Annotated in this window: 15 protein-coding genes; 8 read left to right on the top strand and 7 right to left on the bottom strand. The window is 56.1% G+C overall.

The genetic code is table 11. The features are described 5' to 3' along the window. Positions 1 to 178 precede the first annotated feature (178 nt). From meaB to DS906_RS12510, 6 genes are all read left to right on the top strand, one after another. On the top strand, positions 179 to 1156 hold the full coding sequence (gene meaB, locus DS906_RS12540; protein ID WP_113790569.1) for a methylmalonyl Co-A mutase-associated GTPase MeaB: 978 nt from the start codon (positions 179 to 181) through the stop codon (positions 1154 to 1156). 146 nt (positions 1157 to 1302) lie between these two features. Further along, complete coding sequence (locus DS906_RS12535; protein ID WP_113790497.1) at positions 1303 to 2445, top strand: Hint domain-containing protein; 1143 nt, start codon at positions 1303 to 1305, stop codon at positions 2443 to 2445. Positions 2446 to 2817: 372 nt separating this feature from the next. Beyond that, positions 2818 to 3366 (top strand): hypothetical protein, encoded by a 549-nt coding sequence (locus DS906_RS12530; RefSeq protein ID WP_147235246.1) that lies wholly within the window; start codon positions 2818 to 2820, stop codon positions 3364 to 3366. A 139-nt stretch (positions 3367 to 3505) separates the two neighbouring features. Then, the gene (gene rpmB, locus DS906_RS12525) at positions 3506 to 3793 is read left to right on the top strand and encodes a 50S ribosomal protein L28 (protein WP_058272217.1); all 288 of its coding nucleotides are present in this window, start codon (positions 3506 to 3508) and stop codon (positions 3791 to 3793) included. Positions 3794 to 4156: 363 nt separating this feature from the next. Beyond that, positions 4157 to 4552: a hypothetical protein gene (locus DS906_RS12515; RefSeq protein ID WP_233494777.1), complete on the top strand. Its 396-nt coding sequence runs from the start codon at positions 4157 to 4159 to the stop codon at positions 4550 to 4552. A gap of 45 nt (positions 4553 to 4597) precedes the next feature. Then, on the top strand, positions 4598 to 5071 hold the full coding sequence (locus tag DS906_RS12510) for a copper chaperone PCu(A)C (protein WP_113790494.1): 474 nt from the start codon (positions 4598 to 4600) through the stop codon (positions 5069 to 5071). Between the two features lie 87 nt (positions 5072 to 5158). On the opposite strand, the gene DS906_RS12505 is transcribed toward DS906_RS12510, so the two are convergent. Both DS906_RS12505 and DS906_RS12500 read right to left on the bottom strand, forming a co-directional pair. Further along, on the bottom strand, positions 5159 to 5767 hold the full coding sequence (locus tag DS906_RS12505; protein WP_113790493.1) for an HdeD family acid-resistance protein: 609 nt from the start codon (positions 5765 to 5767) through the stop codon (positions 5159 to 5161). Positions 5768 to 5835: 68 nt separating this feature from the next. Continuing rightward, positions 5836 to 6531, bottom strand: a complete 696-nt coding sequence (locus tag DS906_RS12500) for an NAD-dependent deacylase (RefSeq protein ID WP_113790492.1) — start codon at positions 6529 to 6531, stop codon at positions 5836 to 5838. Positions 6532 to 6559: 28 nt separating this feature from the next. Between DS906_RS12500 and DS906_RS12495 the strand changes: the two genes are divergently transcribed. Further along, positions 6560 to 7003 carry a low molecular weight protein-tyrosine-phosphatase gene (locus DS906_RS12495; protein WP_113790568.1) on the top strand — a complete coding sequence of 148 codons (444 nt, stop codon included), beginning with the start codon at positions 6560 to 6562 and terminating at the stop codon, positions 7001 to 7003. On the opposite strand, the gene DS906_RS12490 is transcribed toward DS906_RS12495, so the two are convergent. The 3 genes from DS906_RS12490 to DS906_RS12480 all read right to left on the bottom strand — a co-directional run bounded on the left by DS906_RS12490 (position 7000) and on the right by DS906_RS12480 (position 9292). Further along, on the bottom strand, positions 7000 to 7941 hold the full coding sequence (locus tag DS906_RS12490; protein ID WP_113790491.1) for a LysR family transcriptional regulator: 942 nt from the start codon (positions 7939 to 7941) through the stop codon (positions 7000 to 7002). The genes DS906_RS12495 and DS906_RS12490 overlap by 4 nt on opposite strands. 63 nt (positions 7942 to 8004) lie before the next feature. Then, a complete protein-coding gene (locus DS906_RS12485; protein ID WP_113790567.1) occupies positions 8005 to 8313 on the bottom strand; it encodes a hypothetical protein in 309 nt (102 codons plus the stop codon). A gap of 163 nt (positions 8314 to 8476) precedes the next feature. Further along, the gene (locus DS906_RS12480; RefSeq protein WP_113790490.1) at positions 8477 to 9292 is read right to left on the bottom strand and encodes a hypothetical protein; all 816 of its coding nucleotides are present in this window, start codon (positions 9290 to 9292) and stop codon (positions 8477 to 8479) included. Between the two features lie 401 nt (positions 9293 to 9693). Between DS906_RS12480 and lepA the strand changes: the two genes are divergently transcribed. Then, entirely contained in the window at positions 9694 to 11493 is a 1800-nt protein-coding gene (gene lepA, locus DS906_RS12475) for a translation elongation factor 4 (RefSeq protein WP_113790489.1), read from the top strand. Positions 11494 to 11591: 98 nt separating this feature from the next. On the opposite strand, the gene DS906_RS12470 is transcribed toward lepA, so the two are convergent. Together DS906_RS12470 and DS906_RS12465 are read right to left on the bottom strand one after the other, a co-directional pair. Then, the gene (locus DS906_RS12470) at positions 11592 to 12257 is read right to left on the bottom strand and encodes a P-loop ATPase, Sll1717 family (protein WP_113790488.1); all 666 of its coding nucleotides are present in this window, start codon (positions 12255 to 12257) and stop codon (positions 11592 to 11594) included. Beyond that, a partial coding sequence (locus DS906_RS12465; protein WP_113790487.1) for an IS5 family transposase occupies positions 12254 to 12705 on the bottom strand: 452 nt, incomplete at its 5' end. The genes DS906_RS12465 and DS906_RS12470, both read right to left, overlap by 4 nt.

Genomic DNA, 12705 nt, shown 5'->3' with positions numbered 1-12705 from the left:
CTCAATGACGATGATCGCGCCGCTGCAGCATCGAGCCGGCCGCGGTCCGGTCAAAGAGGATCAACAGCAACACATAGGTGCGAAATGCAGGTATCGGGCAGGTTTCCTTCGCGGTCCGGTCTGGACAAATCACCTGTCGGGGCGGCAAGTAGTCGTGCCGCAAAAGATCGGGGTCGGAATGGATATGGACAGCCTAGGTGATAAGATTTTGGACGGAGACCGGCGTGCGCTGGCCCGGGCAATCACTCTGGTCGAAAGTGGCCGCGCCGATCATCGGGCGCAGGCGTCTGAATTGCTGGCGCATTTGGCCAAATCCGGGCGGCAATCCCTGCGCGTTGGATTGTCCGGTACCCCGGGGGTGGGCAAATCCACCTTTATCGAGAGCTTTGGCATGATGTTGATCGAGCAGGGCCTGCGCGTTGCGGTCCTGGCCGTCGACCCCAGCTCGACCCGTTCAGGTGGATCTATTCTGGGCGACAAAACCCGGATGGAGCGGCTGAGTCGCGAGAAGAACGCCTTTATCCGCCCATCCCCCAGCCAATCCCATTTGGGCGGCGTGGCCCGCCGCACCCGCGAGGCGATTGCCCTGTGCGAGGCGGCGAGATTCGACGTGGTGCTGATTGAAACTGTAGGGGTCGGGCAGTCAGAGACCGTCGTTTCCGAAATGTCGGATCTGTTCCTTCTGTTGCTTGCGCCTGCGGGCGGGGATGAATTGCAGGGGGTCAAACGCGGCATCATGGAAATGGCCGATATGATCCTTGTGAACAAGGCGGATGGGGATCTGAAAGCCACGGCCACCCGAACCTGCGCAGATTACGCGGGGGCTTTGCGCCTGCTGCGAAAACGCCCGCAGGACCCAGAAGGTTTTCCCAAAGCGATGACCGTTTCCGCGGTCGAGGAACATGGGCTTGACCAAGCCTGGGACGAAATGACCACCTTGTCAGGTTGGCGGCGTGAAAACGGCCACTGGGATGGCAACCGCGCGGCACAGGCGCGGTTCTGGTTCGATCAGGAGGTGCGATACGCGCTGCTATCGCGGTTGGATACGCCGACCGCGCGCGCAGAAATGGATCGCCTTGGTTCCGATGTTGGTGCCGGCAATCTCAGCCCGACGGCGGCTGCGGAACGAATGCTTAGTATCCTGGCAACACACTAGACGCCTTTTAGCGTCAGAGGTGGAGGGTTCGCCAAAGTCATGTATTATGGGCGGGGATACAATTTCTGATTGTGCTATTTCGAGGGGAAGGCGATAGTCTCGTTGTGGCGCACGTCAACAAATGAACGCGTCGGAGATAGCCGTACATGCCCAATATCCGTGGGACAAATGGTGACGACGATATCGAAGTCACCGGCGACGAAGGTACGCTGAACGGTACGCCCCAGGGCACGCCCATTGATGATATTCGCGCCCGAGGCGGTGACGATGAGATCACGATTGTAAGCAGTACTATTTCCGGGAATGTACGCGGCAACGCTGGAAACGATGAAATCACCGTGTTCAACGCCCAGATCGACGGGCAGATCAATGCGGGTCGCGATGCGGATACCGTCACGGTTTTTGACGTAGGTGTCGGAAATATCCGTTTGGGGCAGGGCAATGACACCCTGAACTTTATCCGAACCCAAGTCGCCGGGGATGTTCAGGGCGGCGGCGGGCAGGACGCGCTGAACCTTCCGGTGGGCACAGTTGTAACCGACGCAAATTTCGGAACTTTCACCGTTGTTGTCGGGCAATCCTATTCGCTGTCCAGCGGCAGCTTCGAATTGCCCTCGGGGATCGTGGTCAACTATGGCGGGTTTGAATCCGGCACAGGGTTTTTGTGCTTTACCCGCGATACAGTAATTCAGGCACAACGTGGGCCGGTCCTTATTCAGGATCTTCGGCAGGGGGATATGATCCCAACGCAGGGCAACGGGATGCAGCCGATCCGCTGGATCGGGCGCCGTAAATTTGACTCGGTGGCATTGGCAGGCGATCCGAAACGTCGCCCCGTCCGCATTTTGGCAGGCGCGCTGGGCAATGGGTTGCCCAAACGAGACCTGCTGGTGTCACGGCAGCACAGAATGCTGGTGCAGTCGAAAATCGCTGAACGGATGTTTGGCGAGCCCGAAGTTCTGATTCCAGCGATAAAACTGACCACGCTGCCAGGCATATTCGTCGATGACACGGTGGACAGTGTCGAATATTACCACCTGCTTTTTGACCGGCACGAGGTTATCTTTGCCGAAAACGCCCCAAGCGAAAGCCTGTTTACCGGACCTGAGGCGCTCAAGACCCTTAGCCTGGAAGCCCGACGTGAAATATTCGATATCTTTCCAGAATTGGCGGAAATGAACCACAATCCCAACCCGGCCCGGTACATCCCCAAAGGCCCCCAACAAGCGCGCCTCGTGGCTCGGCACCTGAAGAATGAAAAGCCACTGCTGCAGGGCTATGACGTATAGGGAAATGCCCCTTGGATATTAAAATCCTCAAAAAGCAGTCATGTTGAACCCGCTCTGAATACGTGACTGAATGAAATAACCCGATCAGGCAGGCGATTCTGGTCAAAAAAGGGCAGTTGAAGAATGCAGCAATGTCGGATTTTTGATGGAAATCGACTGCGTGCCACGCTTTTCAATCCAGTTCATTCTCGCTTGTATATCACCTTTCGCCACCGGGTGTCTGATCCAGGACAGTTTTCGGAACCCCGGCCAGCGGCAACTTTCATACAGGCGGGATATGCGCATTTGCATGTGCAGGCTCGGCTGAATGATTGGTATGTAAACTCTGAAACACCTGAGCTTGAGGTCTGCCTGTCGCGGCTGACCCACGGATTGGAACATGTCGCGGCGATTGGCTTTTCAATGGGTGGTTACGCGGGTCTTCGCTTGGCGCGGGCGCTGAACTTGAAATCTCTTCTTGCTGTTTCACCGCAGTTCTCAATTTCTGAAGAACACGTGCCATTTGACCCGCGCTTCAAAAAATGGGCGACTGAATTCGATCCTGATCTTGGAGCGCTGCCGAGTCGCTCTTATCCAGTACGGGGCCTCATTCTGGTTGATCCGTTCAACCGCGCCGATTTGCTGAATGCCCGTATGATCCAGGACGCCTTTCCCACGATGAAAATCGTAAGGCTATGCTTTACTGGTCATCCTGCGACCAAAGCTATAAGGCAAACTGGTGGATATGGCAGGCTGCAGAAAATGCTGCTTCGTCAGCGATTGTCACCGGAAAGAATGGTCCATGTGCATCGTGCGGCGCGACTGAAAAGCCACCATTACTGGGCGCGTCTGGCGGCCGCAGCGGCAAAAACAGGTCGCCCCGAGTTGGAAAATCACGCCCTGAAACGGCTGGGAGAATTAAATGAAAACTTGGTGCTGTGAATCCTTGGCATATGGCTTGACCCCGTCTGTGATTCCCACTACATGCATCCAACCAGTTTTCGGGCGCGACTTCGGGTTGTGCCCCTTGTGATTTGGCCGAGGGTGTATTGCCTGGCCTCCAGAAACAAAGGAAGAAACCATGTCGCGCCGTTGCGAACTGACCGGAAAAGGCCCGATGACTGGCAACAATGTCAGCCATGCCAAAAACAGAACTCGTCGTCGTTTTCTGCCCAACCTGAACGACGTTACGCTGCAGTCGGAAACGCTGGGCCGTGGCGTCAAGCTGCGCATCTCGGCGGCTGCCCTGCGTTCGGTGGACCACCGTGGTGGTCTGGACGCGTTCCTGGCGAAAGCCAAGGACGATGAGCTGTCCAACAACGCATTGAAAGTGAAAAAGGAAATCGCCAAGGCGCAAGCTTCGGCCTAAGACCTTTTTCTTGCAAGAATTCTGGCCCTGTACCTTTTGGTGCAGGGCTTTTTTGTTTTGCGCAGAGCGCTGTTCTCAAAATGGAGATAAATTTCCGCATTGGGTGAAATTGTTCACATACCGTTTGCTCTACCCGTATTATGTTTAGGCATATTCATCTGGCGGAGTTCAACCTCATGTCGTTCAAATCATTACCTTCTTTCTCCCTTCTGGCCGGTTTTTTCGGCAAAACGTTTGGGGCATGTCTGCGAATGCAGCGTCGGGTGAATCGGCTGCATACAAGCCTGACAAAAGGGTCCGTCAAGCGTCCGGAACTGGACCGCTGACATTGTCCTCCCGGCCCTGGGCTTCAGGCGTGTCTGATTGCGCTTGAAGCCCGTTTTGTCTCTGGCCTATATCGGGGACAGGATGAAACCCGTTCTGAACAAAGTTCTGCCGTTTGTGCTGTCGCTGCTGGTCGTTTTGACCGGGCAGGGCATTGCTGCATCGCGCGGTGTGGACCGGGCAGTCGGACATATGGTGTTGTGCACCGGCTCGGGGCCGGTTGTGGTCTATATGGATGCCGAAGGGCAGCCGACAAAGGCCCCGCACTTCTGTCCGGATTATGCGCTGAACCTGTTGGGTGCGTTGAGCAATGCGGAGCCGTCCTTGCCCGTAGCCCCGGAAATCGATCGACCCATGCCATCGCGTATGGCGGAGAATCTGATCGCTCTGCCGTTACCATCTCAACCTGCCCGGGCACCTCCTGCAAGTGTTTGATTCATTTTCAACTCTTATCAAACACCAAACTACAGGAGAGGCGCTATGTCCCTCACTTCCAGACTGCTGACCACCCTTGCCGCCGCAACCCTTGCTACGGCTGCTTTTGCGCAGGACACCATCACCGTTGATGACGCATATGCCCGTTCATCTGGCAAAACAGCCAAAGCTGGCGCGGCCTTCATGATGATCCAGAACACCGGCGCGACCGATGACCGTCTGATCGGCGCAGAATCGGACGCCGCAGCTCGGGTCGAGTTGCACACCCATATTGTCGACGAAAACGGCGTCGCCAAAATGACCCATGTCGAAGAGGGCATTGCCATCCCGGCGGGTGAAACGCACATGCTGAAGCGCGGCGGCGACCACGTGATGTTCATGGGCCTGACAGCCCCGTTTGAACAGGATGCAATGGTTCCCGTTACGCTGATCTTTGAGACAGCAGGCGAAGTCGAGATCGAAATTCCGGTGGATTTGGTGCGTAAGGACACCGGCGGTCACGGTTCGCATTCGAACTAAAGTTACGCCTGAACTCGGGCCGCGTTGCGGCCGTCATCCATGCGTCAGGCCGGGTTATTCCCGGCCTGTTGCCGTTGTGGAAAAGGTTCAGCGGTTGACCACCCGCATCGCCACGCGGTCATGGGCGCGTTTGAAGCGCATAGCCAGCCAGAGCATCACTGCAGCAACAGCCAGCGCCGAGAAGGCAATCGCCCAGCCGAGCGCCACCATGCCGCTGCCGGGCCAGAACAATAAAACAAGGCCGATCAACAGCGCAACGATGCCGGAATTGCGCATGGTGGATGCGTCCGGATGTGCATCGGGCAATTGCCGCCACGCCATCAGCGAGCCTATCCCGACAATCAAAGCCCACGCTCCCAGCAGGAAGAACGCGAGGCGCGCGACGCCTTCCGGCCAGATCATCAGGATCAGTCCGATCAGAAGCGCCCCGATGCCGAAACCGCCAATCAGGCCACGTCGACCAAACCCCAGCAGCGTCAGGCCTCCATCGAGGACCAACAGCAGACCCACCAGACGGATCAGCAAAGAGATGCTGCCCGTCGGCCAGAATAGCGCTGCGATCCCGAGCGCACCGGCCAGGATTCCGCGCAGCAAGAATGTCCACCACAGGTCCGTTAGCTGATCACCAAGGGCGCCACGCGTATCGAGCCTGTCATCGTCAAGGATTTCACCTTGTTGGTTTTTTGGGTCTGTCATGGGGACCTCTCGGGTTGTTAGGGCACTAGTATAGCAAGGAAATTCGCCACTTGTCTGCGGGTTTCGCCCTACTGCGAGTTCAGGATCTGATCAACCCAGCGCGGAACGGTTTCTGTTGCGGTGCCCAGTATGACTTCGTCGAAACTGGATGCGCCGGTCGACGGCTCGAGGTTCAGTTCGACAGTTCTTGCTCCGGACATCATGGCCTCGTGCACGAAAGCCGCGGCGGGATAGACCTGACCCGAAGTGCCAATGGCGGCGAAGATGCTTGCGCCTGCCAGATGATCATAGATGGCATCCATGCGATAAGGCATCTCACCAAACCACACCACATCCGGACGTGCAGTAGGGGCTGCGCAGGCGGGGCAGGGCTCGCCCACGGCCATCTCGGGCGGTGCCGTCCAGCGGTGGCCACAGGCCGCGCAAAGCGCCCCGGACAGCGTTCCGTGCATGTGGATCACGTCTTGCGTGCCACCGGCCTCGTGCAGACTGTCGACGTTTTGTGTGACGATCACAACCTCGCCGGGCCAGTCCCGCTGTAGGCGGGCAAGCGCATCGTGGGCCGCGTTAGGTTGCGCCTCGGCGGCCTGCACGCGGCGGGCATTGTAAAACCCGTGCACCAGCGCGGGATCACGTGCGAACCCTTCGGGCGTGGCAACGTCTTCGATCCGGTGTTGGGCCCACAGACCGCCCTCGTCGCGGAACGTGCCCAATCCGCTTTCGGCGGAAATCCCGGCCCCTGTCAGAATGACGATCTTTTCCATCTTGGCCCTTCGCGTTACACCGTGGTTCATGACCCACCGTATCCTGTTCGTCTGTCTGGGCAATATCTGCCGTTCACCTGCCGCCGAGGGCGCCTTTCGCGCCCGTGCGCCGCATCACACCACCGATAGTGCTGGGACGTCGGGTTGGCACATCGGTGACCCACCTTATGGGCCGATGCAAAAGGCAGCTCAGTCGCGCGGCAAAAAGCTTGATGATTTACGGGCGCGGCAATTCGCAACCGTGGATTTCGATAGGTTCGATCTGATCATCGGGATGGATGCCGACAACATCGCGGATATTGAGGCATTGAGGCCAGCCGGGAACGAAACCCCAGTGCGTCTGCTGACGGATTTTGCGCCACATATCGGCACAGACCACGTCCCGGACCCATACTATACACGTGACTTCGATGGAGCATTGGATCTAATCGAGGTAGCGGTCGAAGGTCTCGACGCGCATCTGCGCAGCTAGCTCATCAGCTTTAGGCGAGTGTTCAACCACGGCAGTTGTGCAAGGGCTGGATCAACAATCTGGCTGCCCATAAGGCGGCGCATCATGCCTGCAACTTCTTGCGGAACCTGACCTGACCAGTCGGTGCGGGTGAATAAGGAAATCGTCCGCGAAACGTCTCCGATCGGGGCAGGGTGTGCCTCAAGCCCGTCATGGAACCGCGCCGCCCGCATGTAGCCCAGCGGCGTCGTGATCGCCCAGCCGAGGCCGCGCGCGGCCATCGCCATCAGCGCCAGATGAGAACCGATTTCGAACCGTTCTTCAAATTCCAGCTGCTGACGCGCCAGATGGGCCTCGATCTGACGGCTGATCAACTGCTCGCGGGCGTAGCGCAGGAAGGGCAGATCCTGCATGGCGTTCTCAGCCCCCTTGGGGGTCACCAAAATGAAGGGGTCGCGAACCAGCGGGTACTCAACCACGCCTTCCAGCACCTCGCCGCTATGGGCTGACACCACAAGCTGAAGGCGCTGCGCCTCAAGTTCTTCGAACAGGTCAAGACTGGGCAGTGTGATCAGTTTGAACTTTGACCGTGTCAGACTTTCCGCCAACAAAGTGGCCAGTCGCGGGGTCAGGTCATTGTCGAAATCGTCAATCAGACCGACAGACAGAGTCGCAAGGTGACCCAAGTCCATCACGGTCAGCTCGCTCTGGGCCATCTGCAGTTCGGCCAGAACCGCCTGCGCGCGGGCCAGAAAGCTGCGCCCGGCCTGGGTCAGGCGCATTGGACGTCGTGCGTGATCCACCAGATCGGTGCCCACCGCCTTTTCCAGATTGCGCAATTGCTGGGACACTGACGGCTGGCTGAGCCCGGTGATCTCGGCGGCCTGCGCCACCGATCCGGTCCGCGCCAACGCCTCGAACACTTCGAGACCGCGCAGGGTCAGCCCTTTCATAACCATCAGATATCCCTTTCGCTGCGCCTTTCTGGGGCGCAGTTCGGGTCAGGTCAAGGATTGATCAGCCTAGTTGCAGATCGCCTGCGCCATCTGACCAAAGTTCCGATACCGGTCCCACAGCGCATCGTCGCGTTCGGTCTTCGACATCTTGAGCTCTTGCGCCTGATGCGGGTCTTGGAACCACCTGGCGATGGTCTTCTGATCACTACGGGTCAATGCCTGATTGGCCACCCGCTGAATGCAACTGCACCGATCCCGCGTTGCCGCCGAGCGATCCGACGCCAGACAGGCGCGTTTGATTTGCGCCGCGTCCACGGCCGGAGCTACCGCCACCATCGACGTGGCACAGAATGCGATTAGGAGGAACTTTTTCATGCTCATGCCTCGTATTTGCCTGCCCGGAAAGGTCTGATGCCCCTCTCGGTCTGCGTGGGAGTATGAATCAATCTGGATTCGGGATCAATCATGCGTTGCGAAAAAGTGATTGTGCGAGTTGGGAAAACCGCACCCTATAGGCTGAGCTTCACTTCAGCATCGATCAGTGCAGGTACGGCAACCATCGTTCGAGGGCGTCAATTAACGCTTCGAGCTTCTCTGGATATTTCGCGGCATATCCCGCTCCAGCGGCAGGAACACCCCATTTGATCAAAGTATCGACCGCAAGATCGCCCTTGCTTGCGCACCACTTGAGAAAGCTTCCCAATCCGGATTTGAACTTAACTAGGATTGCCTCAATCCGCGCGCGATCAGGATTTTCCTCTTCAAATGCGGTTGAGAGTTCTTCTTTGGCTTCCCAGATCAACGTGATCGAACCAACCAAAAGCTCGTCTTGAATGCTCTCAGGAGGGTTGTTACCACCGATGCCTTGGCGTGCGGTAACTTGGGCACTCAGGCTATCGCTTAAGTCGGTTAGGGCTTTCTCGGCCTCCCACCGCGCTCGGACCCGTTCAATCTCGGTCGCAACAGCGTCTGGTCCCGCGTCCCAAATATTTTCATTGATCAATGCAATACGCCATTGAAGGTCCCAGTTTAACGGCAGCCCATCTATGAAACCCTGACGCCACTCTCGCCAAAAAGAGAACTTAGAATCGTGAAAAAAGCCTTTAAACGGGGTTTGCTCTTCAAGTGAGACAACGAAGTCGATTTCTTGAGGCCAAAGCACACGATCAAAAATTTCATCGCTAGAGAATTCCAGATCATCCAAACTGAGTTTCGTCATAACGGATTGCGCATTGTCATATGCATGCCGTGCTGACCAATCTTTAGCAGTTTTAGCAAACAAAAACTGTTCCTTGTTGGCTGCAGAAGCGAACGAGGTTACGGCGCTTTCGATAGTTTGCCGAGCAATGTCCACGTCTTGGAGGTAAGTCGAATTCGCAGCAAAATGATATGTGTTTTCAAAACGTGGAAGCTATCTGAGTTTATTTTTGATAACGATTGTCTCAAAGCGTCGGTCGTTTCGAGACACAGGAACCGCCAGTTTACGACTGATTGCAGCAGGAGCTTTCCTTCAGGAAAAAAGTGGCTGCTACTTGCGTCGTGGTTACCCTCCATGTTGACGAGCGGAAAATTCCTTAACGCGGCACGCAAGGCGGCGCCAACACATTTATGAGCGTCATTATTCCGAATTTCCGAACTTAGCTTTTCAACGTAGTCAGCTTTAGGCATCGCATATCCAAGTGGGTTGTTCAGACCTCTGAAACACTAAACGTGCCACCTTGACCAACCCACGATTCCCCTACATATCCCCAACCCATGACAGACCTCGCTCATATCCGCAATTTCTCCATCGTCGCGCATATCGACCATGGCAAATCCACCCTTGCTGACCGGCTCATCCAAGAGACCGGAACAGTCAAGGATCGTGACATGAAGGAACAGCTGCTCGACAGCATGGATATCGAGCGCGAACGCGGCATCACCATCAAGGCCAACACGGTCCGCATCGATTATACCGCCGACAATGGCGAGCAATACGTGCTGAACCTGATCGACACCCCCGGCCACGTGGACTTTGCCTATGAGGTCTCGCGGTCCATGCGCGCGGTCGAAGGCTCACTGCTGGTTGTGGACTCGACCCAAGGGGTCGAGGCGCAGACGCTGGCCAATGTGTATCAAGCCATCGACGCCGATCATGACATCGTACCGGTGCTGAACAAGATCGACCTGCCTGCGTCCGATTGTGACCGCGTGGCGGAACAGATCGAGGATGTGATCGGCATCGACGCGTCCGAGGCGATTCAGGTCAGCGCCAAGACCGGGCAGGGCATCCACGAGACGTTGGAAGCCGTCGTTACCCATCTGCCTGCCCCAAAAGGCACTCTGGACGCGCCGCTCAAGGCGATGCTGGTGGATTCGTGGTACGATGCCTATCTCGGCGTCATCGTTCTGGTTCGTATCATGGACGGCACGCTGAAAAAGGGGATGCGGGTCAAGTTCATGTCGAACAACACCTTGCACCATGTCGACCGCGTCGGTGTTTTCCGGCCTGAGATGGAGATGGTCGACAGCCTTGGCCCCGGCGAGATCGGCTTTCTCACCGCCTCGATCAAACAGGTCCGCGATACCCGCGTCGGCGACACCATCACCAATGACCGCAACGGCACGGAAATCGCGCTGGACGGCTTCAAACCCGCGCAACCCGTCGTATTCTGTGGCCTCTTCCCCGTTGACAGTTCCGAATTCGAAGACCTGCGCGATGCGATCGACAAACTGGCCCTGAACGACGCCAGCTTCAGCTTTGAAATGGAAACCTCGGCAGCCCTTGGCTTTGGCTTCCGCTGCGGCTTCCTCGGGCTTTTGCACCTTGAGGTCATCCGCGATCGCATCGAACGCGAATACGATATCGAGCTCATCACCACCGCGCCGTCGGTGATCTATCACGTCTACATGAAAGACGGCGAGATGATCGAGCTGCACAACCCCGCCGACATGCCCGATCCGTCGAAGGTCGACCATATTGAGGAACCGCGCATCAAGGCGACCATTCTGGTGCCCGACGAATTCCTGGGCGACGTGCTGAAACTGTGTCAGGACCGCCGCGGCATCCAGATGGACCTGACCTATGCGGGTAGCCGCGCCATGGTCGTTTATGACCTGCCGTTGAACGAGGTTGTCTTTGACTTTTACGACCGCCTGAAATCGGTGACCAAGGGCTATGCGTCGTTCGATTATCAGATGACCGGCTATACCGAGGACGCGCTGGTCAAGATGTCGGTGCTGGTGAATGACGAACCGGTCGATGCGCTGTCGACCATGGTTCACCGTGACCGGGCCGAGATGCGGGGCCGGGCGATGTGCGAAAAGCTCAAAGACCTGATCCCGCGCCACATGTTCAAAATCCCGATCCAGGCCGCCATCGGAGGCAAGGTCATCGCGCGCGAGACCCTCTCGGCCCTGCGCAAGGACGTGACTGCCAAATGCTACGGAGGCGACGCCACGCGGAAACGTAAACTGCTGGACAAGCAGAAGGCGGGTAAAAAGAAGATGCGCCAGTTCGGGAAGGTCGATATTCCGCAGGAGGCATTTATCAGCGCCTTAAAAATGGACAGCTGAAGCTGTCCATCAAAAGTGGCTGTGGGTGGAAGCGAAAAATTTGACCCTATCTCAAGCGAGAACCTATTTTGGTGTCTGTGTAAATCACTGAATGCAGGCTACCCTTTTTCAACACAAAGCCCCCAAGGTTTCACAACCTGATGCTCTGGCGAAATAACTAGTCCGTCCAGATCACCTCGAAACATAAAATGTAGGCGTTCTTCATCGGCCTCATTTTTGTGAGAGTAGCCTAGCGCTCCTAAACGGTACATGTCTTTCAACAGGCGCGCCCAATCTTTCGGTTCGTAAAAATCAATCAAGTCTGCAAGTTCCGGGTCGTGTGAGAAATCATCAAGAACTTCATTAAACTGTTTGAATTGAAAAGATCGCGGTAGATGAAAAAGTACACGTTTTAAAACCGATAGCTGCTCTCTAGTGTACGAACTACGCAAGGCTTCTGCAAAATCTGTCCACAAAGCGTCTCGCAATTTTTGCCTAATCAAACGTGTGAAAGTTTCCTCACGAAAATTGTTTCTTTTTTTGTCTACTTGTTTGGCGCAATTCATTAACACACTTAAATCGCGTGGGCGGTAAGTGGTGAGGTTCAAAAGGTATCTTTGTGTTTTGGTGTATTCAAAAAAAGGAAAATACTCATTTACAACGTCCCACTGTTTGCTGGATTCAAAAGATACGTCTCTCTTGTGTTTGGAAAAATATATCCTTCTTAGAATTATTTCAAAAAGCGGGTGAATGAAACGATGATGGGTCTTAGGCTCTGGACTCATAACCAAAACAACACCGTTGCCGCGAGGGCGATGGCAGACATGAAGATAATAGGGCACCTGTCGTAGCGGGTCGCGATCCTGCGCCAGTCTTTCAGCCGCCCAAACATGTTCTCAATCTTGTGGCGGCTTCGATAAATCTTGGTGTCATGTTGGATGACGTTTTTGCGATTCCGGCGCGATGGGATGCATGGTTCAATGCTTCTTTCTTTCAAGCCTTCTCGGAACCAGTCGGCATCATATCCGCGATCCGCTAACATCCATTGCGCAGCAGGTAGTGAGGGTAAGAGCGCCCGTGCGCCGATGTAGTCGCTGACGTTCCCCGCTGTCAGAAACAGCTGAATTGGGCGACCCACCGCATCCGTAACGGCATGGAGTTTGGAGTTCAGCCCGCCCTTTGTGCGACCAATTAGGCGGCCACGCCCCCCTTTGTAAGCCCCATGCTGGATGC

It is taken from the genome of Ruegeria sp. A3M17, assembly GCF_003318255.1.
In the GTDB taxonomy this organism is placed as follows: domain Bacteria; phylum Pseudomonadota; class Alphaproteobacteria; order Rhodobacterales; family Rhodobacteraceae; genus Ruegeria.
Note: the sequence above shows the minus strand (reverse complement) of the source record. Positions and strands in the feature narration are given on the sequence as shown.